The organism is Marinobacter denitrificans (genome assembly GCF_008795955.1).
GTDB classification, from domain to species: domain Bacteria; phylum Pseudomonadota; class Gammaproteobacteria; order Pseudomonadales; family Oleiphilaceae; genus Marinobacter; species Marinobacter denitrificans.
The window spans coordinates 615,510-639,997 of sequence record NZ_VMHN01000001.1; the positions used below are offsets into that span (position 1 = coordinate 615,510).

Sequence of the window (24,488 nt, forward strand, 5' to 3'; positions counted from 1 at the left end):
GACAACGCACATGAGGATGCACCATGCCAGCAACAACCGGATGGACTATTGAGGACTGGAGGAAGGCCTATCAGTCGGGCGCTACGCCCGAGAAACTGCTGGGAGAGCTGATAGCCAGCCTGGATACAACCGACAACGCCTGGATTGCACTATCAGGTAGCACGCAGTTGCAGGCGGCCCTGTTCGACCTGGCAGGCACACTCAATAAGGTGGATGGGGATATCAGCCGCCTGCCGCTGTACGGCATTCCTTTCGCAGCGAAGGACAACATTGACGCCGTCGGGTTTGAGACCACCGCAGGCTGCCCGGCCTATGCCTATTCCCCTGCAGAAGATGCCAACACCGTGGCCCGGCTGAAGGCCGCTGGCGCGGTGCTGATTGGTAAAACCAATCTCGACCAGTTTGCCACCGGGCTGGTGGGCACACGCTCTCCTTATGGGGCGGTACCAAACAGCTTCAAGCCTGAGGTGGTGAGCGGCGGCTCCAGCTCCGGTTCCGCCTCGGTGGTGGCCCGCGGCCTGGTGCCGTTTGCGTTGGGCACCGACACCGCCGGCTCCGGCCGTGTGCCGGCGGGGCTGAACAACCTGGTGGGGCTGAAGCCGACGAAGGGGCTGTTCAGTATTCACGGCGTGGTGCCCGCCTGTCGTTCCCTGGATTGTGTGTCTGTGTTTGCCCTGACGGTGAACGATGCTGGGGCGGTAGCCGATGCCATGGCCGGGTTCGATGCCGACGATGCCTTCTCCCGCAAGGCGCCCTACGCCCTGCCCCTGGACGGCCCGGCCATTCGACGCCCCGGCCCGATCAAACGCCTGGCCATTCCCGAGCACCCGCAATGGTTTGGTGACCAGCAGTCCGAAGCGGCCTGGAATACTGCCATCAGCCTGTGGCGAGAACAGAACGTTGAGCTGGTACCGGTGGATTTCAGCCCCATGCTGGAGCTGGCCGCCCTGCTCTATGAAGGCCCCTGGGTGGCAGAACGCCATGCTGCGGTGGAATCCTTCATGGCCAGCCATGGCGACGACATGAACCCGGTGGTGAAAAGCATCATCGCCAATGCCGGCAAGTTCACCGCCACGGACACCTTCGGGGCCCAGTACCGCAAGGAAGAACTGTTGCGGCAGATTGATGAATTGCTGGCGGATGTGGATGCCCTATTGGTGCCCACTGCACCCACGGCGCCGACCATTGAAGCGGTCAATAAAGACCCGGTTACGCTGAATAGCCAGCTGGGCACCTACACCAATTTCGTGAACCTGGCGGACTTCTGCGCGCTGGCCATCCCCGCCGGCTTCCGGGACGATGGCCTGCCCTTCGGCGTTACCTTGATCAGCGGCGCGTGGAAGGACACCGAGCTGCAACACCTGGCCTGCCAGTGGCTAAATGCCCACCCCACGCCACTAGGGGCGACGGACAAGCTCCGGCGGGAAGAAACACCCGGCGCCGAAATCTCCACGCCTACTGTGAAGGTGGCCGTGGTCGGTGCGCATCTCAGCGGCATGCCGTTGAACACCCAACTGACCGAACGTTACTCCGTACTGCTCGAGCAGACCACTACCTCTGCCAACTACCGGCTATACGCCCTGCCCAACACCACCCCGCCCAAGCCCGGACTGAAACGGGTAGCAACGGGAGAAGGCGAACAGATCGTCGTGGAAGTCTGGGAAATGCCCGCCTCGGCCTTCGGCTCCTTCGTGGACCTGATTCCGGCGCCCCTGGGCATCGGCAATGTGGAACTGGCGGATGGGCGCTGGGTGAACGGTTTTATCTGCGAAGGCTACGGCTTCGAGGGCGCGCGGGATGTCACCGAATTCGGCGGCTGGCGCGCCTACATCACCGCTCTTAAATCCGGCAAGGCATAAGGAGTTTCGCCCCCATGTTTACCAAAGTATTGATCGCCAACCGTGGCGAAATCGCGGTCCGCACCATTCGCACCCTCAAGGCCATGGGCGTGGGCAGTGTCGCCGTCTATTCCCACCAGGACCGCCACAGCCTGCACGTTACCCTGGCCGATGAATCCGTGGCCCTGACCGGTAACGGCGCCAGCGAAACCTACCTCGATAAGGCCCAGATTCTGTCGGCGGCCAAGCACACCGGTGCCGAGGCAATTATTCCCGGTTACGGTTTCCTCTCTGAAAACGCCGACTTTGCCGAAGCCTGCGAGGCCGACGGCATTGCATTTATCGGCCCAACGCCAGAGCAGATGCGCGAGTTCGGCCTGAAGCACCGGGCCCGGGAACTGGCGGAAGCCGCCGGCGTGCCCCTGGCGCCGGGCAGCGGCCTGCTGGACAGCCTGGACGAAGCGGTTGCCGTAGCCAATAAGCTGGGCTACCCGGTGATGCTGAAAAGCACCGCCGGCGGTGGCGGCATCGGGCTGACCCGCTGCAACAGCGAAGCCGACCTGCGGGATGCGTTCGAAACCGTACGCCGCCAGGGCCAGAGCTTCTTTAATGACAGTGGCGTATTCCTGGAGCGTTTCATCGCCCGGGCACGCCATGTGGAAGTGCAGATGTTCGGGGATGGCAGAGGCAAGGTCGTGGCCCTGGGTGAGCGGGATTGTTCCCTGCAGCGCCGCAACCAGAAGGTGGTGGAGGAAACCCCGGCGCCAAACCTGCCTGCCGCTACCCGCCAGCAGATGCTGGATGCCGCCGTCTCCCTCGGCCAGTCGGTAAACTACCGTTCCGCCGGCACCGTGGAATACATCTACGACGCCGACCGGGACGAGTTCTACTTCCTGGAAGTGAATACCCGCTTACAGGTTGAGCACCCGGTGACCGAGTCTGTCACCGGCCTGGACCTGATCGAATGGATGCTGAAGATCGCCGCCGGCGAGAGCCCGGACCTGGCCAGTTTCGAGCCAGAACTGAACGGCGCTTCCATGGAAGTGCGCATCTACGCTGAAGATCCATTGAAAGACTTCCAGCCCTCCCCCGGCGAACTGACCGACGTGCACTGGCCGGAAGACGATGTGCGCGTCGATACCTGGGTGGAAAACGGCAGCGAAGTGTCCGCCCACTATGACCCGATGATTGCCAAGCTGATCGTGCACGGCAAGGACCGCGCTGATGCCCTGGCCAAACTGAAAACCGCCCTGGCGGAAACCCGGCTGATAGGCATTGCCACCAACCTGGACTACCTGCGCCAGGTGGTGGCCCAGCAGAGCTTTGCCGATGGCATTGTCTCCACCCGGGCGCTGGAGAGCTTCGAGTTCAAACCCTCCGTAGCGGAAGTGGTCAAACCCGGAACCTACACCACGGTGCAGGACTACCCCGGCCGCGTGGGCTACTGGAATATCGGTGTGCCGCCCAGTGGCCCGATGGACGACTACGCCTTCCGCATTGCCAACCGCATTGTAGGTAACCACCACGAAGCCGCCGGGCTGGAAGCCACGCTGACTGGCCCCAGCCTGAAGTTCCACAAGGATTCTGTGGTGGCGCTGACTGGTGCGCTGACTGAAGCGACCCTGGACGACAAGGCGGTGGAATTCTGGAAACCCATACACGTAAAAGCCGGCCAGGTTCTGGCAGTGGGCAAGGCCATAAAGGGCTGCCGCACCTACCTGGCGGTGCGTGGCGGCTTCGATGTGCCGGTGTACCTGGGCAGCCGTTCCACCTTCGCCCTCGGCCAGTTCGGCGGCCACGGCGGCCGGCCATTGCGCCCCGGTGACATGCTGGGCATCAGCCAGATCGCCCTGCCCGCCTTCACCACCACGGCCCCGACACACGATCCTGCACCGGCGGACCCGGACCTGATCCCGGATTATCCGGACCACTGGGAAATCGGCGTGCTCTATGGCCCCCACGGCGCCCCGGATTTCTTCACCGAAAAGTCCATCGAAAAATTCTTCGAGCAGGACTGGGAAGTACACTACAACTCCAACCGCCTGGGCATCCGTCTGAACGGCCCCAAACCGGAGTTCACCCGCGCCGACGGCGGTGAAGCGGGCCTGCACCCCTCTAATATCCACGACTGCGAATACGCCATCGGCTCCATCAACTTCACCGGCGACATGCCCGTAATCCTCACCAAGGACGGCCCCAGCCTGGGCGGCTTCGTGTGCCCGGTGACCATCGCCAAGGCCGAGCTTTGGAAAGTCGGCCAGGTAAAGCCCGGCGACACCATCCGCTTCGTCGCCATTGATAACGACACCGCCGTAAAACTCTCCGAGCGCCAGGAATTGGCCATCAAAAGCCTGATGGCACCGCCGGTGCCGGAGCTAGTGGCTCCGGACCTGGCGCCGCTGAATGGGCTCTCCGCCACTATCCTGGCCCACCTGGAAGAAACCGACGGACGCCCGGAAGTCACCTACCGCCAGGCCGGCGACCAGTACATATTGCTGGAATACGGCCCCAACGTGATGGACCTGGGCGTGCGTTTGCGCATCCACGCCCTGATGGAAGCCATCGCCGACGTACAGCCGGCTGGTTTGCTGGAACTGTCCCCGGGGGTGCGATCTCTACAGCTGCGGTACGACTCCCGCATCCTGCCGCAGCAGTCCCTGATGACCTACCTTCTGGATCTTGAAGCCACCCTGCCACCCACGGACGAACTGAAAGTCCGCAGCAGGGTGATTCACCTTCCCATGGCCTTCGAAGACAGCGCGACTCTGGAAGCGGTGGACAAATACCGGCAGTCAGTCCGCGACACCGCCCCCTGGCTACCCAACAACGTGGACTTCATGCAACGCATCAACGGCTTGCCCAGCCGGGAGGCCGTTCGGGATATCCTGTTCTCCGCCAGATACCTGGTACTGGGCCTGGGCGACGTCTACCTCGGCGCCCCCTGCGCCGTGCCTCTGGACCCAAGGCACCGGATGCTCACCTCCAAGTACAACCCGGCAAGAACCTACACCGCCGAAGGCACGGTGGGCATCGGTGGTGTGTACATGTGCATCTACGGCATGGACTCCCCGGGCGGCTACCAGCTCGTCGGCCGCACTTTGCCCATCTGGAACAAATACCTCAAAAACCCCCAGTTCGCCGAGGGCGCCCCCTGGCTGCTGCGGTTCTTCGACCAGGTGTGCTACTACCCGGTTTCTGAAGCCGAACTGGATGAAATGCGAGACCAGTTCCGCGCCGGCCAGTTGACGGTGAAAATCGAAGAAGAAACCTTCGACCTCAAATCCCACCAGACTTTCCTGGACGCCAACGCCGATTCCATCGCCGACTTCCGCAAACTGCAACAGGCGGCATACGCTAAAGAGGTGGCCCTGTGGAAAGACAGCGAAGCCGAGGAACTGGACAAACTGGCCAAGGCACCGCCGAAGGCGGATGTGTCTGACCTCGAGCGGTTCGGGGAGCTGGTGAGTGCGGAGATAGCGGGCAACATATGGAAGTGCCTGGTAAAACCCGGTGATACCGTGGCAGAAGGTGATCCACTGGTGATCGTAGAGGCCATGAAAATGGAATTCGAGATAAATGCCACGCTCGCCGGGCAGATCAGCGCCATGCATGTTGAGCCCGGTAAGGCCGTTACTCCCGGGGAGCCTCTGTTGAGCATCAAGGTCTGAGTTTGGAGTTTTTCTCCGCTGGCCTCTTGCTCTGGAATAACGCCGATGGGGGAAGGGGTGTCCCAGACACGCCGTGAACCCATCCATGGGGGCTTGAGCGCAGCATCCCTGCTGCGCACAGTCTGGGACACCCCTTCCCCCACCGGCTTCTCGGAGTTTGGTGAATGCGGTTTGGAAAAAACAAAGTGTTTGTTCGTAATACAGGCAGCAATCGGAAAACGACTTCACCAAAACTTCCGACTAAGCTCTCTAGCAGGCAACGGGAGTCGGGGACGGCTGTTGGGTGGGGGTATTCAAAAGTGTGCGCAGCATGGATGCTGCGCTCAAGTCCCCATGGATGGGTTCACGACGTCTTTTGAATACCCCCACCCAACAGCCGGCCCCAAAGGCCAACTCCAAACAAGAGGTATAACCGGATAAGCGATGGCAACAAACACCAAAAGAAAAGAGTCCATGGCAGACAGGGTTTACGAAGCCCTGAAGGACGACATCTTTGAGTTTCGGCTGATCCCCGGGGACAAGTTCAGCGAGGGAGACGTAGGCGCACGCCTGAATGCCAGCCGGACGCCCGTGCGGGAAGCCCTGTATCGGCTGCAGCGGGAAGGCTTTGTCGAAGTACTGTTCCGCAGTGGCTGGCAGGTGAAGCCGTTCGACTTCCAACAGGTGGAAGAACTCTACGACCTGCGCATCACCCTCGAACGGGCCGCGATGCACAAGATCTGTCAGTTGCAGGAAACGCCACAGACCGTCAGAACCCTTACCGCCATCTGGAACCCTGACCATCCCTCGGAGCGTGCCGTTGGCAGTACCGTGCGGGCGCTGGACGAAAGCTTCCATTGCGACCTGGTGGCCGCCGCCGGCAACCGGGAGATGACGCGGATACACCGGGAGATCACCGACCGCCTGCGAATCATCCGCCGGCTGGACTTTACCCGCGACGACAGGATAGACGCCACCTACCGGGAACACGCCGAAATACTCGAGGCCCTCCGGGCCGGCCATTCCGTAGAGGCGGCGGACCGGTTAACAAGCCATATCCGTATCAGCCAGAAGGCCGTGCGGGAGATCACCATGGAGAAGATCCGCGAAGCCGCGGAGGCACACCAGAGCTCCGCGAGCACCACTCTCGAAAACTCTTCAAAAACATGAATCTACATTCATTTATCGGAGGCCTGATTAGATTACAGATCTGTAAGAGATATCGCACAGGCCACAGAGCCATTGTCCGATTTCCCGAAAACCGATCCCACGTAGAATGGTCAGCGTCAAGGATGAGAAGCCGGCAAGGACAGCTGGCTCAGGGAAGATAACTCCACGGATCAGGAGTTGCCCAGGGAATCAGGGCTTACAGGGACGACATACAAGGAAGACGCGCAAAGGATTATGCGCAGGCCTGAAGGATCAGGCATGGGGTCAGCCACGGATTCAGGATCACATGGAATGTGTTCCGGTCCGTGCACTCCCCCCCCCATCACCCGCACGTTTCCTTCTTCTTGCTCCATCAGCTCCGCCGCTTTTACGTCCTGACGAATAATCAGCCACGTAAATTCACTCTCAGGAGCCTGTTAAACATGAAACGCACCCCTTTGATGGCCATGATGGTCCTTCTGTTCAGCCTGTTCGCCGGTTTTGCTCACGCTGAGCCCGTCACCATCAACATCAACACCGCAGACATCGAAACCCTGGCCAGCCTCAACGGCATCGGACAGAGCAAGGCCGAAGCCATCGTGGCCTATCGCGATGCCAACGGTCCTTTCCAGTCCAGTGAAGACCTCACCAACGTCAAGGGCATTGGTGAGCGCACGGTTGCAAAGAACGCCGAGCGCCTGACTGTCGAATAAGCCTGCCGGGCAGTGGCACGCCGCCGCTGCCTGCTTCCATCACCCCGCTGTTAGTGGCGAGCCCGAAAAAGGTACTCCTCCGGAGCCATGTCGTTGCGAACGGCAGCACGAATGGATACGTCAATCCGGTCACTGTCGAGGTCATGCAACCCGCAATTGGCGAGCGCCTTCCGCACAATAACACTCTGTCCAAGATATTCGTAAAGCACCCTGGCGCAACAGGGCATCCGTTCGCTGCTGTCCGAAACCCCTATTTTCAACCCGGTCAACCGGGTCACCCGATTGCGGAAACTGGGAAAGAGAATGGTCTGCGTGATTTCGTGCCGGTTGAGTGTTTCATAGTCCACCAGGAACAGCCGGTCCGTCAGCAAATAGGCAATGCCTTGATAGCGGTTGTGACAAGGCGGTTCGTTGCTGGTCGCACGCATTCGTTCCGTGCGCTGGAAGACCACCCGGCTCCCCCGGCGTTCCAGGCATACCAGATTCTGAAGCACCTTCCCCGGCGATGACATGGACTGGTAGTACTCATAGTAGTAGCCCAGGTAACCATCAACATCCCCCCGTGCTTCATGATCAAGCCGTTCAAGATGTTTCTGGAAGGAATCCTCGTCCTGGTTCGGCTGAGCCTTGATCATGGGGCGCACATCCACAATGCGCTGAAACTGGCCGTGCGGGAGAAGAATTTCCTGTTCGTCCACGCCAAAAAACTCGCAAAGACGACGCAGTGTATTGGCTGACGGCTTATGTTGGCCGCTCAGATATCGATTGAACTGCGGGCGGTTGATACCAAGGCGGCGGCATACCTCCGCAATGGACTTGTAATAACTGCACAGCAGCCTGAGGTTCTGGGACAGATTCTGATGCATAGCGTGTATCGCCCGTTGTTTCATCGAGTAGCCCGGCGCGCCAAGTCACGATAGCGCACTATGACGCTACAACTGCGACAGATAGCATCACATTGGCAACAATGCGCAAATTCTAGCAGGGGGATCCGATTGATTAAATAAGGGTTCGTACAACAACAATCATCATCGGAGTTGCTTATGTTGGAGTTTCTGAGCGAATTGCTGTGGGGCAAGGTTCTGATTGCCCTGTTGGTCACCGTCGGTATCGGCTTCACCCTCGCCTCCCGCTTCGTACAATTTCGTTATTTCGGGCGCATGTTCCGGATTCTGAGCGCCAGTCAGGCCTTCCAGAAAGACAAGCACGGCCATCTCAGTTCTTTTCAGGCGTTGCTGCTCTCGGTTGCCGGCCGAGTTGGTGGAGGCAATATCGCAGGGGTGGCGGTTGCGATTACCCTTGGTGGCCCCGGCGCCATTTTCTGGATGTGGATAGTGGGGCTGATGGGCATGGCCACCAGTTTCCTGGAATGCTCCCTGGCCCAGACCTACAAGGTGGCTGAACCTGATGGCACGTATCGCGGTGGCCCGGCCCATTACATCTCCCGTGGCCTTGGGGCTCGCTGGAAATGGATGGCCGGCCTGTATTCGGTTCTGTTGCTGTTGACGTTCGGCTTTGGATTTACTGCGCTGCAATCCTATGCGGTGGCAACCTCTGTTGATGATGCGTTCGGCGTTCCCGTTTTCTATACCGGCATCGCACTGGCGATGGTGGTGGGCCTGATCATTTTCGGTGGCGTCCGCCGTATTGCCAGGGTTGCCGAGTTCCTGGTTCCGATCATGGCTGGCAGCTACCTGCTGATCACGGCGGCTGTACTGGCCCTGAACGTTGAGCAGATTCCGGATGTCTTCATGCTGATCGTCAACAGCGCCTTCGGGCTTGAGCCTGTGGTCGGTGGCGGCATCGGCGCGGCTATTCTGATGGGGGTCAAGCGCGGCCTGTTCTCCAACGAAGCCGGGCTGGGAAGCGCCCCCAACGTGGCCGCTGTCGCCTATGTGCCCCATCCCGCCAATCAGGGCGTGGTGCAGGCATTTTCGGTCTTCATTGATACCCTGATTATCTGTTCATCCACCGCGTTTATCATCCTGCTGAGCGGTATCTACGACCCCGCTGCCCTGAGCGACATTGGTGGCGTGGCCCTGACACAGTCTGCGCTGGCAGATCATGTGGGTGACTGGGGGCGCAGCTTTGTGAGCGTGGCCCTGATGCTCTTTGGCTTCAGCACCATTCTTTACAATTACTACCTCGGCGAAAACAGCATCAACTTCTTCAGCACCTCGAATCAGAATTTCTTCAACACCTTCCGGGTTGCCATCATCGGCCTGGTTTGCTGGGGCGCAACCACTGACCTGGGCACCGTGTTCGGTTTTGCAGACGTCACCATGGGCCTCCTTGCCCTGGTAAACCTGATTGCGCTGATTGCCCTGTTCAAACCTGGCCTGCGCATCCTCAAGGATTTTGACGACCAGATTGCAGAAGGCATCGAACAGCCGGTATTCGACGTTACGCGCTTCGAGGACATGAATCTCGATGCCGCCGCGTGGGAAATCGAGCCCGAAGACATCGAACGCGTCCGCAACCGCACTTACTCAGGCGTAGTGCCTGGCTTCAAGGAAAAGCCCAAAACATGAACACTCGCATTGAACACGACCTCCTGGGGGATCTCAGTGTGCCGGTGGATGCCTGGTATGGCATTCAGACCCAGCGTGCCCTGGATAATTTTTCCATCACCGGTGTGCCCATCAGCCACTTCCCCGACTTCGTCCGGGCCCTGGTGATGGTGAAGAAGGCGGCGGCAATGGCGAACCGTGAGCTGGGGAATCTCGCGCCCCATAAAGCCACGGCGATCATGGCGGCCTGCGATGACATTATCGCAGGCCATCTACACGACCAGTTCGTGGTGGACCTTATTCAGGGCGGAGCCGGCACCTCCACCAACATGAACACAAACGAGGTGATTGCCAACCTGGCACTGGAAAAGCTGGGCCACGGCAAGGGTGAATACCACCACCTGCATCCAAACGATGACGTTAATCGCTCCCAGTCCACGAACGACGCCTACCCCACTGCGGTTTGCCTGGCGGTTCAGTTTGCGGCCGAGCCGCTGGAGCGAGTCATCGTCCATCTCAGGGAGAGCCTCGAGCAGAAAGGCCGGCAATTCGCGGATGTGGTCAAGATGGGGCGTACCCAGTTGCAGGACGCCGTACCCATGACCCTGGGACAGGAGTTCGAGGCCTTCGCCGTTAACCTCGGTGAAGATATCGATCGCCTGCACGAAGCCAGTCGTCTGCTCTGTGAAGTGAACCTTGGCGGAACCGCTATTGGCACGGGAATCAATACCCACCCACGTTATCAGGCCTTGGCTGTGCGCTATCTTGCCGAGATTTCCGGAAAACCCCTTGTCTCGGCGAGCAACCTGGTGGAAGCCTCCTCCGACATGGGAGCCTTTGTTCTGTTCTCCGGCATTCTGAAGCGTTTTGCGGTGAAGCTGGGCAAGATGTGCAACGATCTTCGCCTGCTGTCCTCCGGGCCTCGAACGGGGCTGGGAGAAATTTCGCTGCCGCCCATGCAACCGGGCTCGTCCATCATGCCGGGCAAGGTCAATCCGGTTATCCCGGAGGCTGTCAATCAGACGGCCTATCAGGTTATCGCCAGCGACCTTGCTGTAACGCTCGCCGCCGAAGCCGGGCAGCTTCAGCTCAATGCCATGGAGCCCCTTATTGTCTATAACCTGCTCAACTCCATGAAAATGCTCGGCTCTGCCTGCACCATGCTCGACTCGCGGTGCATCCAGGGTATTCGAGCCAACACCGAGCAATGCGCACGGCATCTGGATAACAGCATTGGCATCATAACCGCGCTGGTTCCCAGGCTCGGATACTCCAACGCCACACGCATCGCCTCAAAGGCCCTGAATTCCGGCTCCACCGTACGGGAGCTGGTGCTCGAAGAGGGGCTATTGGATGCCGATGACCTGGACCGTCTGCTCAGCCCGCAAGGCATGCTCGCACCTGCCGGAGACGAGAGGTGAAAGGTCGCGTACTGCTGCTGTATACCGGAGGGACCATCGGCATGGTCTCCTCTGACGGTGGGTATGTGCCAGGCGAGGATTTTAGCGCGCGCCTGGCCCATCACCTCGGTAAGCGCCGTGGGGAATTGCCGGAGTTTGACGTGATCGAGCTGGACCAGCTGATCGACAGCGCCAATCTGACCCCGACAAACTGGACGACTATGGCCACAGTGCTCGTCGAAAACTGGGACCGGTACGATGGCTTTGTGGTGCTCCATGGCACCGACACCATGGCCTACACCGCCTCGGCTCTGTCATACATGTTCAAGGGGTGCGACAAACCGATAATTCTGACCGGGTCTCAGATTCCGCTTGAGCGCTCCCGTACCGATGCTCTGGAAAATCTCATCACCTCGCTGCTCCTGGCGCCCTCGTGGGAAATTGCAGAAGTATGCCTGTACTTCCGCGGCAAGCTGCTCAGGGGCAATCGGGCGCGGAAACTGAAAACCAGTGAACTGGATGCATTTGATTCCCCCAACGCGCCCCTGCTTGGGCGGGGTGGCATCGATCTGCAACTACGCCACGACTTGCTGCTTCCGCCCGGCACGCCTGATTTTCAGGTGCCGGCGTTTGATCCCGGGGCCGTGGCAGTCCTCACGCTGTACCCCGGCATGTCAGCCGCGCTTGTTGAAGCGGCCCTGGCGCTACCAGGGTTGAGGGGGCTGATCATCCACACATTCGGTGCGGGCAACGCTCCGGATACTGACGCCGCCGTGGTTCGGGTTCTTGCGCGTGGAATCGAACGGGGCATTACGGTGCTGAACATCAGTCAGTGCCTGCAAGGCCGGGTGGCTCAGAGGGCCTACGCCTCCGGAGCGGCGCTGGACAGAATCGGCGTTATCCCGGGTGCAGACCTGACTCCGGAGGCCGCCTTTGCCAAACTTCATTTTCTACTGGCCACAGGTCACTGCGGCAAATCGCTCCGGGAGCAACTGGAGCAACCTCTGAACGCTGATTCCAGCGCAATGTCGCGGGGAGCCAGTTACTGACTTTGTGCCCCTAAAGTCGGCTGGCAACACCTGCTCCGCCACCCTATTATTGGTTGTCACTGACAACAATAACCTCAAGCGGTAGCACTATGGTTGATTCCATCAAGGTTTACCCGGCGAAACCTTCCAAAGTCTATTTCTATGGCACCTGCCTGGTGGACATGTTCTACCCGGACGCAGGCATGGCCGGCATCCAGTTACTGGAACGGGAAGGCATTGAAGTGATCTACCCCGAAGACCAGACCTGTTGCGGCCAGCCTGCCTACACATCCGGTTACCATGACGAAGCGCGGGCAGTTGCCAAGGCCCAGCTCGGGCTGTTCCCGGAAGACTGGCCCATTGTGGTGCCCTCCGGGTCCTGTGGCGGCATGATGCGCAAGCACTACCCGGCGCTGTTCAAGGATACCGCCGATGATGGGAAAGCCACGGAAATTGCCGGGCGCATCTGGGAACTGACGGATTTTCTGGTGAACGTGTGCCACATCAAACTCGATGACCTGGGCGAGCCCACAACGGTGGCCATGCACACCTCCTGTTCCGCACGCCGGGAAATGGGCGTGGCGGAAGTGGGCCCGAAACTGCTGGGGCAACTGAAGAACGTAAACCTGGTGGAACAGGTGCGGGCCGAGGAATGTTGTGGTTTTGGCGGCACCTTTGCGGTACGGCACCCGGAGATTTCCGGGGCCATGGTGAGTGAAAAAGTGGATACCCTGGTGGACACCGGCGCCAAAGAGTTCGTCACCACGGATTGCGGCTGCCTGATGAACATCGACGGCTACGCCGAGAAAAACCACAAGCCGGTTACCGGCCAGCACATCCTGAGCTTTCTCTGGCAACGCACCAACGGCGATGGGGGCAAGCGCTCATGAGCGACACAGCAGACCATTCAGCCCATCACATCGATGTAAAGGAATTCCACCCGCGCGCCCGGGCGGCCATCCATAACCCGCAGATTCGCCAGAACTTCCGCAAGGCGATGGACGGGCTGATGAGCAAGCGCAAGTCGGCTTTTGAAGGCTGGGAGCTGGAAACCCTGCGGGATCTGGGCGCCAATATCCGCCTGCGGGCGCTGGCCAACCTGCCGGACCTGCTGGAGCAGCTGGAACAGAAACTGACCGAAAACGGCATGACCGTGCACTGGGCCGCCGATGGCGACGAAGCCTGTGAGATTGTGCGAGACATCTGTGTAGCCCGGAATGCCAAGAGCGTGATCAAGGGCAAGTCCATGGTGTCCGAGGAAATGGAGCTGAACCATTACCTCGATGCACAGGGTATCGAAGCCCTCGAATCAGACCTGGGCGAATACATCGTTCAGCTTGCTGATGAAACGCCGTCTCACATCATTATGCCGGCGATTCACAAGAACACCGAAGAGATTTCCCAGCTGCTGCATGCCAAGACGGGCACTGACCTGTCCCACGATGTGGAGTACCTGACTGCCAACGCCCGTTTGCAGTTGCGTGAGAAGTTCATGAATGCGGATGTGGGTGTATCCGGGGTGAACTTCGCCGTTGCCGAAACCGGCACCCTGTGCCTGGTGGAGAACGAGGGCAACGGGCGCATGACCACCACCGTGCCGCCCTGCCATATTGCGGTGACCGGCATTGAAAAGGTGGTGCCCAACCTGGAAGACGTGACCGCGCTGCTGGCGCTGTTGACCCGATCCGCCACCGGCCAGCACATCACCACCTACTTCAATATGATTTCCGGCCCCCGCAAGGCCGACGAGCTGGACGGCCCGGAAGAGGTGCACGTGGTACTGGTGGATAACGGCCGCTCCACCATCTACCAGGACGACGAGCTGCTGGACACCCTGCGCTGCATCCGTTGCGGCGCCTGCATGAACCACTGCCCGGTCTATACCCGTGTGGGTGGCCATACCTACGGTACCACCTACCCCGGCCCCATCGGCGCGATCCTGATGCCCCACATGGTAGGACTGGACGAAGGGCGGCACCTGCCCACGGCTTCCAGCCTTTGTGGCGCCTGTGGTGAAGTCTGCCCGGTGAAGATTCCCATCCCGGACCTGCTGGTGCGCCTGCGCCAGGAATCCGTAGACGGTGATACGGTGCACCCTGCGAAGGTTCGTGGCCATGGCGCCAAACGCGGCGCCGTGGAAGCCATGATCTGGAAAGGCTGGAGCTGGATGCATGCCCGCCCTGGCATCTACCGGATGGGCACCAGCATGGGCGCCCGCTTCCGCAAACTGCAGCCCGGCAAGTTCGGTGGCTGGACGCAATACCGCACGGCTCCGAAACTGGCGGCCAAAACCCTGCACCAACGTATGAAGGAGCGCAGCCAGTGAGTTCCCGTGACGCTATCCTGCAACGCCTGCGCCACCGCACCGGTGGCGAGCTGACCGCTCCGGAATGTGATTTTTCGGTGCTTGACCGGCCCGAGTGGTCCACCGCTGAAAAGCTGGACATGTTCGAGCAGACCATCGAATCCGTCCATGGCGAAGTGCACCGCACCACTGAGGCCGGCTGGATTGATCGGCTCGCTGAAATCCTGCAAACACGGGGCGCCCAGACACTGCTGATTGCAAAGGATCACGAGATCGGCAAAGCACTTCAGAGTGCTACGAAAGGCCGTGAAGACCTGCCGCACCTGCTTATCTACGACGAGCCGGTGGAAAGCTGGCAGGAAACCCTGTTCAGTGAAGTGGACGCGGGCATTACCTCCACCCGTGGTGGCATTGCCGAAACCGGCTCGCTGATCCTGTGGCCGACGGTGGACGAACCGCGGCTGATGAGCCTGGTGCCACCCATCCATATTGCGGTACTGAAAGCCAGCGAGCTTTACACCACCTTCCATCAGGCCATGCAATCCCAGAACTGGGCTACTGGCATGCCAACCAATGCGCTGTTAATCTCCGGGCCATCGAAAACCGCCGATATCGAGCAAACCCTTGCTTACGGTGTCCACGGCCCCAGGGAACTGATCGTACTGGTTATTGAATGATCCGAGGCGCATTACTGATCGCCCTGGCCGCCCTGCTCTGGGCGACCACGGGCGTTGTCGCAAAATTTCTGTTTACCGGCACCGAACTGCAGGCGGTCACCCTTGGCTTTCTGCGCCTGGCGGTGGCCCTGCCGTTTTTCTTTGTGCTGATGCGCCGGGAACAGCGAGCGCTGGCCCATCGCTCCACGCCCTTACCGACGTTTACCCGCAGATCACTGATGCCGCTGGTTGCCCTGGGGTTCTTCCAGGCCGTTTACCAGGGCAGTTATCTGCTGGCCGTGGACATGACCGGCGCCGGTATCGCCACACTCATTGCGTTGTGTCTGTCGCCCGTGCTGGTGGCTATCCTGGCAGCGCCGCTGCTGGGCGAAAAACCCGGGCTGATCACCATGCTGGCTCTGGCCGCGGCCATTGCCGGCACCGCCATGCTGGTGATCAGTGATATGGACAGCGCCGGCAGGCTTCGTCTGGGAGGCATCCTGGTGGCGGTGCTGGCGGCTTTTGTGTACGCCGGTTTCACCCTGACGAGCCGCCATACCTCCACGGGCACGCCGGTTTTCACTACGGCGTTTATCTGCTTCTTTACAGCGGCACTCATCCTTTTACCCGTAGTGGCGGCCAGCGGCGGGTTTGAAGGGTTGGAAAGCCTGGGGCCGGCCCAATGGCTGATGGTGGCTTATATCGGCATTGTGCCGACCTGCCTGGGGTATGTGAGCTTCTTCACTGGCATGAAGACAACGCCAGCGACGCTGTCCAGCATTATCGTGACACTGGAGCCGTTGTTCGTGGCGTTGCTGGCGTGGGTGTTTTTGGGTGAGGTACTGGGTGTGATCGGAATTACCGGTGCACTGATCCTGACTGCGGCGGTGATCGTCGCGTCTAAAAGCAGTGCCGGGAAACGGCCCGACACTGCCTGATCCGGTTTACGCTTCCTCTGCATCCCGGCGCTGTTTTTCCATCATGTTCGGCTGCAGGATTTCGATCCAGTAGCCATCCGGGTCCTTGATGAATGCGAGGCCTTTCATCTTGCCGTCATCGGGCTTTTTGACGAACTCCACTCCCAGCTTTTCAAAGCGGTCGCAGGCACTGTAGACATCCGGCACGGCAACGCCGATGTGCCCGAAGCCCTGGGGCTCGTCGTTACCATTGTGGTAGGTGAAGTCGTCGTCGTTCTCGGTACCCCAGTTATGGGTAAGTTCCAGCATGGCTTCACGGCCGAAAATGTAGGTGGTGCGGTGGCCGTCGTCGTGGGGGACCATGTTGGCGTGGCGGTCATCAAGGTAGGCCATGAAGTAAAGCGTGAACTTCATTTCCGGGAAGTCGAGTTTTCTGACAAGGCGCATGCCCATTACCCGGGTGTAGAAGTCCATGGAGCGCTCGGGGTCTTTGATGCGCAGCATGGTCTGGTTGAAGACGTAGCCTTCGGTTTCGGGCACTGATGCTTCGTGCAGGCCTGGGGCTTGTTCGAAGTGCTTGGGCATGGGGGGCTCCCTTTTTTATGCGTTCAGGACTCAACTTATATACTTGCGTGCGTTACGGGGGGATTTCAAGGGCCAAAAAAAAGACCCCACAGTCAGAGACACAAACCTGTGGGGCCTTGAAACTTGTTTGATTGCCTGCTTTTGACTGCTTGCCTTGGGGGCTGGTCCAAGCCGCTCCCCCCTCCCAGACACGCCGTGAACCCATCCATGGGGGCTTGAGCGCAGCATCCCTGCTGCGCACAGTCTGGGAGGGGGAGAGCCGCTCGGACCGATTCTTACTCTTCAGGTAACGCCTCTATGGTTGTTCACCGACTCTTCTTTACACCAACTGGTGTTCTTCGCCCTCGTAATACGCCTCTACCCTCGGATTCATCACCTTCTTCCACAGTGGCGGAATCATTGCCAGGACAACCATGGCGGCGTAACCGGCCGGGAGCTGCGGCGCTATCTCGTGGTGGCGTAGCACCTGGTAGCGGCGTTTGGCCCAGGCGTGGTGGTCGCTGTGGCGCTGGAGGTGGAACAGGAACACGTTGGTGAGGAAATAGTTGGAGTTCCAGCTGTGTTCCGGGCCGGTGCGTTCGTAGCGGCCGTTTTCGAGTTTGCGGCGGTGGAGGCCGTAGTGTTCCAGGTAGTTGACGATTTCCAGCAGGTTCAGGGCGATGAAGCTCTGGCCCAGGAAAAACGCGGCGCCGAGCCAGCCGAAGGCGATGGTGAAGGCGGCCAGTGCCAGGGCGCTGATGCTGTACCACCAGATGAGTTCGTTGCTCCAGCTGAAGGCTTTATGGCCTTTCTTTTCCAGGCGCTTGGCTTCCAGTTTCCAGGCGTTCATGAAGTTGCGGGCGTAGGCCTGGGGCAGGAAGTTGTACAAAGACTGGTTGTAGCGCGAGGACGAAGCGTCTTCAGGGGTGGAGACGTGTACGTGGTGACCGCGGAGGTGCTCCACCTTGAAACCTGCATAGCAGACCAGTGACAACAGGAAGCCCCCGGCCCAGGTTTCGAGTTTGTCGTCTTTGTGGATGAGCTCGTGAGCGACGTTAATGCCCAGGCCACCCACAATACCCACGGAGAAGATCCAGCCAATGCCACCGGCCACATTGAAGGCGCCGGAGGCCAGTACGAACATGCTCCATACCAGCAGCACCGCAAAGGCGGCAACCCAGCCCAGGGTAATGAACTTGTAGAACACTTCAGAGTTCATGCGGGGCGTATCCACTTCCTCGTCCGGGTTCAGGGCGTCTTTGCCCAGCAGCAGGTCGAGGATGGGGATGATGCCGAACACCACCACGGGAACGCCCCAGGCGAACAGGTTTACCCATCCGGTAGCGTGCCCGGCCGCCAACAATAGCGGCGGCAGTGCCAGCGGCACCATGGCAATCAGGTAACTGTATTTCTTGAGCGTCAGCAGCACCTTCCGGCGTGCGGATTCGGTGCCCAGGGTCAATGGCTTGGTACTCACGGGTCTCACCTCATTGGCTGTTGCATTGGATCTTGGTGATCGCTTCTTGTTGACTGCATTATTGTCCTACAATATGACAGTCGTCAAGCAACAAGTACCATTTTTTGATCAATGTCAGCTTTCGCCGGCGTTAACTGCCTGACAACTCGCAGTAAATCCGGCGATTCTTCAGGTGATAAAGTTTTCCCGTTTGAGTCCGTACTTCTGCATTTTTTCATTGAGGGTGCGTCGCGGCAGGTCCAGCACCTCCATGACCATTTTTATGCTGCCCTGGTGATGGCTGAGCTCCGCACTGATCAGGGCTTTTTCAACCTGTTCCAGGCGATCGCTGAGGGACCCTTCCCCTGAAAACACCGTGGAGCGGTTGCTCTGGCCAAGTTGCAGCAGGTCAGATACCGAAATGCCATTGAAATTGCGGGTCAGCAGGTAGCGTTCGGCAGTATGCTTGAGCTCGCGGACATTACCCGGCCAGTGGTGCAGCTCCAGCGCCAGCACGTCCTCGTAGTTAAGGGCCGGCACTTCCAACTGGTTTTTCTTACCGGCCTCTCGCAGGAAGTGCCCAAACAGCGCAGGCACATCATCAATACGGTCACGCAACGCGGGCAGATAAATGTCGGCGACCATCAGGCGGTAATACAGGTCTTCCCGGAAATATCCCTCCCTGGCGGCCTCTCGCAGGTCTTCCTTGGTGGCCGAAATAATGCGCACATTGATGGGAATGGGCGCGTGGGAGCCAACCCTTACCACTTCCCGTTCCTGCAGTACCCTCAGCAACTTGATCTGGAACGACATGGGCATGCTTTCAATTTCATCGAGAAACAGCGTGCCCTCGTGGGCCGCCTCGAAATAGCCAATGCGACGTTTCTGCGCGCCGGTGAACGCCCCCGCCTCATGGCCGAACAGCTCACTTTCCAGCAGGCTTTCCGGTATTGCCCCCACATTGATGGCGATAAACGGCTGGTCCCGGCGGATGCTCAGGGCGTGAAGGCTGCGGGCAACCAGCTCTTTGCCGGTGCCCGTTTCCCCGGATATAACAACATCCGCATTGACCCTGGCCAACGCCTGTACGTGTTGCCTGAGGGTTTGTGCAGGCACCGATTCACCAATGAGTACTGAAGCCAGCCACTCATCTTCCCTGTCCGTCGCTTGCTGGGGCTGGGTAGCGAGGGTGACCTGGCGTTGCTGGCACGCGCGTTTGATCAGTTCGACCAGGCGGTCCTGCTTGTAGGGTTTCTCGATAAAATCATAGGCGCCCAGTTTCATGGCTTCCACGGCCTGGGCAATGCCGCCGTGCCCGGTAATCAGGATTACCGGAATGGTCGGATCAATCGCCTGCAGCAGGCTCATACCGTCCATACCGGGCATGCGGATATCACTGACGACAACGCCGCGGAAGTCGCTGGTGAGCATAGGCAAGGCATCGCGGGCGTCACTGAACGTGGTGACGTCGAGGTCCGCCAGCGTCAGCAGCTGTTCCAGTGACTCCAGCACGGTGGGTTCATCGTCAATCACCACGGCGTGGGTTATGTCTTTCATGGGTGATTCTCCCTTTTTTCGGCACTGGCGATTGGCAGGATCAGTGAGAAACACGTGCCTTTGCCAGGACGGGTGCTGACGGTTAATTCCGCCCCTATGTCACAGGCCAGGCTGTAGCTGATCGCCAATCCCAGTCCAAGTCCTTTTCCCATCGGTTTTGTGGTGAAAAAAGGTTCGAAAACGTGGCTCAACTGTTCACCGGTCATACCGGGCCCATTGTCTTCAATACTCAGCGAGACTTTGCCGGGGGATGCCTCCCGCTCGGTCAGTCGGATATCGATGCAGGCATCCGCCTGGCCCGCCAGCGCGTCTACGGCGTTGGTGAGAAGATTGACGACGATTTGCTCAAGAACCATTGCGTTGGCCCGCACCTGATAGTCGCGCGGCACTGAAAGGCGACATTCAACCTGTTCGCTTTCAAGCCTGGGTGCCAATAACTCCAGAGCATAGTTGACGGGAGCCTTGAGCGAGACATAGGCGCTGCCGGTATTGCGTTTGCCGGAGAATATCCGGAGCTGGCGTGAGAGTTTCGAGAGGCGTGCCACCAGGCCCTCGATCTTGAGGAAATTCTCGTTAACCGCTTCGATTTTGTTGCGGGCCAACAGCATCTGGCTGGTGGCCACGAAATTCGACAAAGCGGTGATCGGCTGGTTGATTTCATGGGCAATGGCCGCCGACATCCGGCCCAGCGCCGCCAGTTTCTGGTTCTGCGCCAATTCGGCCTGCGCTTCTTCCAGATCCTGCGTACGTTCCTGGACCCGTCGCTCCAGAACTTTATTGGCCTCCTGCAGTGCCTGCTGGGCCGCCGTCAGTTCCGTTACGTCCTGAACCGTGAGGATAAACTCATTGCGCTCCCCCACGCGGATGGGGTTCAGCGTGTACAGCACCGGAAAGCGGTTGCCATCGGAACTGATACCCTCAGCCCGCCAGGAGCCATTCCCGGCTTCTTCCGGGTGCCATGGCTGAATCAGTTCGGAGGGGTCATGGAAAGTATCGTCGCTGCCCAGCCTGAACAGGTTTCGTGCGCGCTCGTTCAGAAACAGGGGCGTGAACCTGTCGTCCAGGTTGAGCAGGCCCACGTCGGTATTCTGGATGATGGCGCGCTGGTGTGATTCCCGTTCGGCAGTCAGGCGGGCCAGTGCATTCTGCGCATGGGTACGGCGGCGGCGCTCACGATAGAAGAGGCTGCCGACTGCGAAGCCCGCGTAGAGCAGCACAATCATGCTCTGCTTCCACTGCACCTGGGTTCTTACCTCGGCCAGTGGCATCCGGTGGTGCATCTGCCATGGATAGTCCGGTATGGCCGATCCGAATACCAACTCCGGCCCCTCAGCATCCAGGTCCAATGTGGACCAGTCATCCGATTGCCATTCGGTGACTCGCGCCAGGGGGGTGACAGGGCTGCTGCCGTATTGTCGTGTTTCAGCCAGTTCGGACTTCACCCCGTCCGAGAGCGGCTGCAGCGTGGTGTAATGCCACTTGGCACTCGACGCAAGGAATATGATTCCTCGCTTGTCGGTGACCCACACCGAGTCACCGGAGGCCTTCCAGCTCTGCTCCAGCTTTTGCAGGTCAATCTTCACCACGATAACGCCCAGTGTAGTATCCGCCTCGGAATAGACCGGCGCCGATAGAAACAGCCCCGGAATGCCCGATGTGGCCCCGACAGCAAAATAGAAACCGGGGGTGCCACCCAGCGCGTCCCGAAAGTACGGGCGGTACCCGTAGTTCATGCCTACAAAACTGTCTTCGGTGCCATAGTTGCTGGAGTAGTGGGTTGTGCCATCCGGCGCCATCAGGAAGATTTCATCGGACCCCGCTTTGCGATTGATCTGTTCCAGTAGCCGGGAGGTCGAGACACCGTCAGACGATGCGCTGTCACTCTCGAGGCCACCCTCAAGGTCACCCAGGCTGTTGACGATACGAGGGTCGGAGGCCAGAACCCGGGGCAGGTAAAGGTGGCGGTCTATGGTGGCCAGCAGCGACGTCTTATAGGCGCCCAACCGTTGCAGCGAGTCGGCCTTGGCCTGGTTGATTTCATAGCGCATCAGCCATGGATGGGTAAAAACGAGGGCCAGAACCAATAAAAAGAAACCGACAGACAACCAGAACGGCAAGGACCGAAAGGAAGGGTAATAACGGCGCAGCGGCTGATTGTCTGAAGGCATAATATTATTGTTCTTGATGTGGCGGACTGATCACCCCATTGAATTTACCACAGCCTGGCCATAACGGCGTTGCGTGTAATTGGTTGCCAGCAGCACCAGCATGGTGACAACTCCCGCCACTTCCACGTAAAAGTCGGGATAGAAAACCGCGATAACTGCACCACCCAATACCACTCGCATCCATGCTTTCATGCTGGTGAAGAGGAAACCTTCAAGCACCGCCGCGAAGGCCGTCAGAGCGAGTATGGCGATAAACCCATTCCACAGAACCAGGGGCAGCGGGCCGCCTTCGATAATGACGGGATTGAACACCATGAATAGCGGAATGAGATACAGGCCCTTCGCAAACTTCCAGGCCTGGACGCTGGTCTCCATGGTTTTACTGCCGGCAATGGCCGCCCCCGCGAACGCGGCCAGCGCCACGGGAGGCGTGACGTTGGAATCCTGCGAGTACCAGAACACCAGCAGATGGGCCACCAACAGCGGAATGCCGAACTCATTGGTCAATGCCGGCCCCACCAGCACAATCAACACGATGTAGCTGGCGGTTACCGGCAACCCCAGCCCGAGAATCAGGCTGGCAATGACCACCAGTAACAGGGCCAGCAGGATATTGCCGTCGGCAAACGCGATCATCATTGAGGAGAACTTCAGGCCCAGCCCGGTCAGGCCGACAACCGCCACCACGATGCCGGCCACAGCGCAGGCGATACTGACAGGAACCGCGTTGCGCGCGCCCAGCTCCAGTCCCTGCAGGAGTTTTACCACGCCTTCACGCACCGCATGTTTGAGGGCTGCGCCAAGCTGGTTGTCCGCCTTGCCCTTCCTGTACGCAACGCAAAGGCCGTTCAGCCCGGCAATTCCGATAATCCCGACCACCGCATAGAAGCCGACACGCATGGGGGAGATGCCGACAACCAGCAGATATACCAGCAGGATAATCGGCAGCAGGAAGTACCAGCCGGAAGCCATAACATCCCTGACCTGGGGCAGCTCACTGGCGGGCAGACCTTTCATGCCTTGCTTCACCGCACAGATGTGGACTAGCAGGTACACCGTGGCGAAGTACAGCAGGGCGGGAAACACGCTTACCTTGACGATTTCCAGGTACGGCACCCGGGTGTATTCGGCAATCAGGAAGGCGCCGGCGCCCATCAGCGGAGGCATGATCTGACCACCCGTACTGGCCGCCGCTTCGATGCCACCGGCCTGGGCGGGCCGGAAACCCAGCTTTTTCATCAGCGGGATGGTAAACGCACCCGTGGTGACCACGTTGGCGATGGAGCTGCCGGAGATAGAGCCCATACTGGCCGAGGCCAGCACCGCTGCCTTGGCGGGGCCACCCCGCTGGCGACCGGTCGCAGCAAAGGCCAGGTCGATAAAGAAACGGCCAGCACCTGTGACTTCCAGCATGGCGCCAAACAAGACGAATATGAAAACGAACGTTGCCGCGACACCCAGCGGCAGGCCGAAAATGCCCTCCTGCCCCAGGAACAGCTGGGCACCGATACGGTCCAGCGAATAACCGCGATGGCTGAGGATGCCGGGCAACCACTCCCCAAGCCAGGACAGCGACCCGCGCTGGCCACTCATGGCGTACACAATGGCTACAACACCAATCACAGTAAGGCCGGTGCCCACAGCCCGGCGGCTGGCCTCCAGCAAGGTGATGGTGCACACCCAGGCCATGATGATATCGGTCTGGTTCCAGAACCCTGCCCGGCCCATTATCTCATCCAGAAACCAGACCAGGTAGAACCCGGATGCGGCGGAGGCGATCAACAGGGTGGTGTCGATCAGGGCTGTTATCGTGCCCCGGGGTTTGCCGGGCCGTGGACCGAACAGCAGGAAACACAGCATCATGATCAACGCCAGGTGGGTGCCCCGCTGATAGAACAGCCCGAGAGGCTGAATGCCTGCGCTGTAGAGCTGGAAAAGCGACAGGCCGATGCCGATCAGGGCAACTAGCCAGAGCAGAGGCCGGGGCCCGCTCATTCTTGCCGGCTGCCAGTCGCCATTGGTTTTCAGGTAGATGGCCGTCTGTTGACTCATTTAAGTTCGTTTCCTTTACCCCCTGCCGGCTGCACTCGAATCTCAACGAGCTGGTCCGCCGCCAGGTCGCTGAGACTGACCAATCGTGCCCCCACCTCAATGCGGTGATTTACCGACGGGGCCCCGACGCGCAGCCAGAGGTGATTGTTGGATATGGGCACCTGCATCTCGACAATGCGGTAACCGTGCGTGTCATCAGACACCAGTCTTCCCCGCCCGCTGATATGCCCAAGGCCGGCGGCGAAGTCTGGTGTGTGGGTAGTGTCCAGCATCAGTTGGCCCTTCTGCATCCGGAAGCAGTCGGTAACCGGGAAGCCCTGCACCGAGTGGTTCCAGACCAGGCACCACCGCCCGTCTCCGGACAGATCGACCTCCACCAGGGTGGTCTGGCTGACATCCGACACAGACAACTGCCAGGGCACCGAGCCCTGCGCGTGGACGGCCATGGGCAACAGGGCCCACAGCAGTGATCCGGTCAGGCAGCAGGCCAGGCAAACCATACGCTGAGACATGATGGATGAAACTTTC

Annotated in this window: 18 protein-coding genes; 11 read left to right on the plus strand and 7 right to left on the minus strand. The window is 59.6% G+C overall.

Annotated elements, in window-relative coordinates; translation table 11 throughout:
* Window positions 1-23: 23 nt before the first annotated feature.
* From atzF to FO268_RS02945, 4 genes are all read left to right on the plus strand, one after another.
* Entirely contained in the window at window positions 24-1,859 is a 1,836-nt protein-coding gene (atzF, locus tag FO268_RS02930) for an allophanate hydrolase (RefSeq protein WP_150989336.1), read from the plus strand.
* A 14-nt stretch (window positions 1,860-1,873) separates the two neighbouring features.
* Window positions 1,874-5,506, plus strand: coding sequence for an urea carboxylase (uca, locus tag FO268_RS02935; protein WP_150989339.1), 3,633 nt, complete (start codon window positions 1,874-1,876; stop codon window positions 5,504-5,506).
* 423 nt (window positions 5,507-5,929) lie between these two features.
* On the plus strand, window positions 5,930-6,655 hold the full coding sequence (locus tag FO268_RS02940) for a GntR family transcriptional regulator (protein WP_150989342.1): 726 nt from the start codon (window positions 5,930-5,932) through the stop codon (window positions 6,653-6,655).
* 422 nt (window positions 6,656-7,077) lie between these two features.
* Window positions 7,078-7,347 carry a ComEA family DNA-binding protein gene (locus FO268_RS02945; RefSeq protein ID WP_150989346.1) on the plus strand — a complete coding sequence of 90 codons (270 nt, stop codon included), beginning with the start codon at window positions 7,078-7,080 and terminating at the stop codon, window positions 7,345-7,347.
* A 50-nt stretch (window positions 7,348-7,397) separates the two neighbouring features.
* On the opposite strand, the gene FO268_RS02950 is transcribed toward FO268_RS02945, so the two are convergent.
* Window positions 7,398-8,213 (minus strand): helix-turn-helix domain-containing protein, encoded by an 816-nt coding sequence (locus FO268_RS02950; protein WP_150989349.1) that lies wholly within the window; start codon window positions 8,211-8,213, stop codon window positions 7,398-7,400.
* Between the two features lie 177 nt (window positions 8,214-8,390).
* Between FO268_RS02950 and FO268_RS02955 the strand changes: the two genes are divergently transcribed.
* The 7 genes from FO268_RS02955 (at window position 8,391) to FO268_RS02985 (ending at window position 16,184) form a co-directional block, all read left to right on the plus strand.
* The gene (locus FO268_RS02955) at window positions 8,391-9,878 is read left to right on the plus strand and encodes an alanine/glycine:cation symporter family protein (protein WP_150989352.1); all 1,488 of its coding nucleotides are present in this window, start codon (window positions 8,391-8,393) and stop codon (window positions 9,876-9,878) included.
* Window positions 9,875-11,278 carry an aspartate ammonia-lyase gene (locus FO268_RS02960; protein WP_150989355.1) on the plus strand — a complete coding sequence of 468 codons (1,404 nt, stop codon included), beginning with the start codon at window positions 9,875-9,877 and terminating at the stop codon, window positions 11,276-11,278. The genes FO268_RS02955 and FO268_RS02960 overlap by 4 nt, the downstream gene beginning before the upstream one ends.
* Window positions 11,275-12,306: a type I asparaginase gene (locus tag FO268_RS02965; RefSeq protein ID WP_150989358.1), complete on the plus strand. Its 1,032-nt coding sequence runs from the start codon at window positions 11,275-11,277 to the stop codon at window positions 12,304-12,306. Before FO268_RS02960 ends, FO268_RS02965 begins: the two co-directional genes overlap by 4 nt.
* A gap of 89 nt (window positions 12,307-12,395) precedes the next feature.
* Entirely contained in the window at window positions 12,396-13,175 is a 780-nt protein-coding gene (locus FO268_RS02970) for a (Fe-S)-binding protein (protein ID WP_150989361.1), read from the plus strand.
* A complete protein-coding gene (locus FO268_RS02975) occupies window positions 13,172-14,611 on the plus strand; it encodes a LutB/LldF family L-lactate oxidation iron-sulfur protein (protein ID WP_150989364.1) in 1,440 nt (479 codons plus the stop codon). The genes FO268_RS02970 and FO268_RS02975 overlap by 4 nt, the downstream gene beginning before the upstream one ends.
* Window positions 14,608-15,267, plus strand: a complete 660-nt coding sequence (locus tag FO268_RS02980) for a LutC/YkgG family protein (protein ID WP_150989367.1) — start codon at window positions 14,608-14,610, stop codon at window positions 15,265-15,267. Before FO268_RS02975 ends, FO268_RS02980 begins: the two co-directional genes overlap by 4 nt.
* Window positions 15,264-16,184: a DMT family transporter gene (locus FO268_RS02985; protein WP_150989370.1), complete on the plus strand. Its 921-nt coding sequence runs from the start codon at window positions 15,264-15,266 to the stop codon at window positions 16,182-16,184. The genes FO268_RS02980 and FO268_RS02985 overlap by 4 nt, the downstream gene beginning before the upstream one ends.
* Before the next feature lie 6 nt (window positions 16,185-16,190).
* On the opposite strand, the gene gloA is transcribed toward FO268_RS02985, so the two are convergent.
* The 6 genes from gloA to FO268_RS03015 all read right to left on the minus strand — a co-directional run bounded on the left by gloA (window position 16,191) and on the right by FO268_RS03015 (window position 24,472).
* Window positions 16,191-16,748 (minus strand): lactoylglutathione lyase, encoded by a 558-nt coding sequence (gene gloA, locus FO268_RS02990; RefSeq protein ID WP_150989373.1) that lies wholly within the window; start codon window positions 16,746-16,748, stop codon window positions 16,191-16,193.
* A gap of 319 nt (window positions 16,749-17,067) precedes the next feature.
* Window positions 17,068-18,117, minus strand: coding sequence for an alkane 1-monooxygenase (locus tag FO268_RS02995; protein ID WP_225316534.1), 1,050 nt, complete (start codon window positions 18,115-18,117; stop codon window positions 17,068-17,070).
* Window positions 18,118-18,372: 255 nt separating this feature from the next.
* A complete protein-coding gene (locus tag FO268_RS03000; protein ID WP_150989379.1) occupies window positions 18,373-19,740 on the minus strand; it encodes a sigma-54-dependent transcriptional regulator in 1,368 nt (455 codons plus the stop codon).
* The gene (locus FO268_RS03005; RefSeq protein ID WP_150989382.1) at window positions 19,737-21,908 is read right to left on the minus strand and encodes a sensor histidine kinase; all 2,172 of its coding nucleotides are present in this window, start codon (window positions 21,906-21,908) and stop codon (window positions 19,737-19,739) included. The genes FO268_RS03000 and FO268_RS03005 overlap by 4 nt, the downstream gene beginning before the upstream one ends.
* Window positions 21,909-21,938: 30 nt before the next feature.
* On the minus strand, window positions 21,939-23,960 hold the full coding sequence (locus tag FO268_RS03010; RefSeq protein ID WP_225316487.1) for a TRAP transporter permease: 2,022 nt from the start codon (window positions 23,958-23,960) through the stop codon (window positions 21,939-21,941).
* Window positions 23,957-24,472 carry a DUF1850 domain-containing protein gene (locus FO268_RS03015; RefSeq protein ID WP_150989385.1) on the minus strand — a complete coding sequence of 172 codons (516 nt, stop codon included), beginning with the start codon at window positions 24,470-24,472 and terminating at the stop codon, window positions 23,957-23,959. The genes FO268_RS03010 and FO268_RS03015 overlap by 4 nt, the downstream gene beginning before the upstream one ends.
* Window positions 24,473-24,488 lie beyond the last annotated feature (16 nt).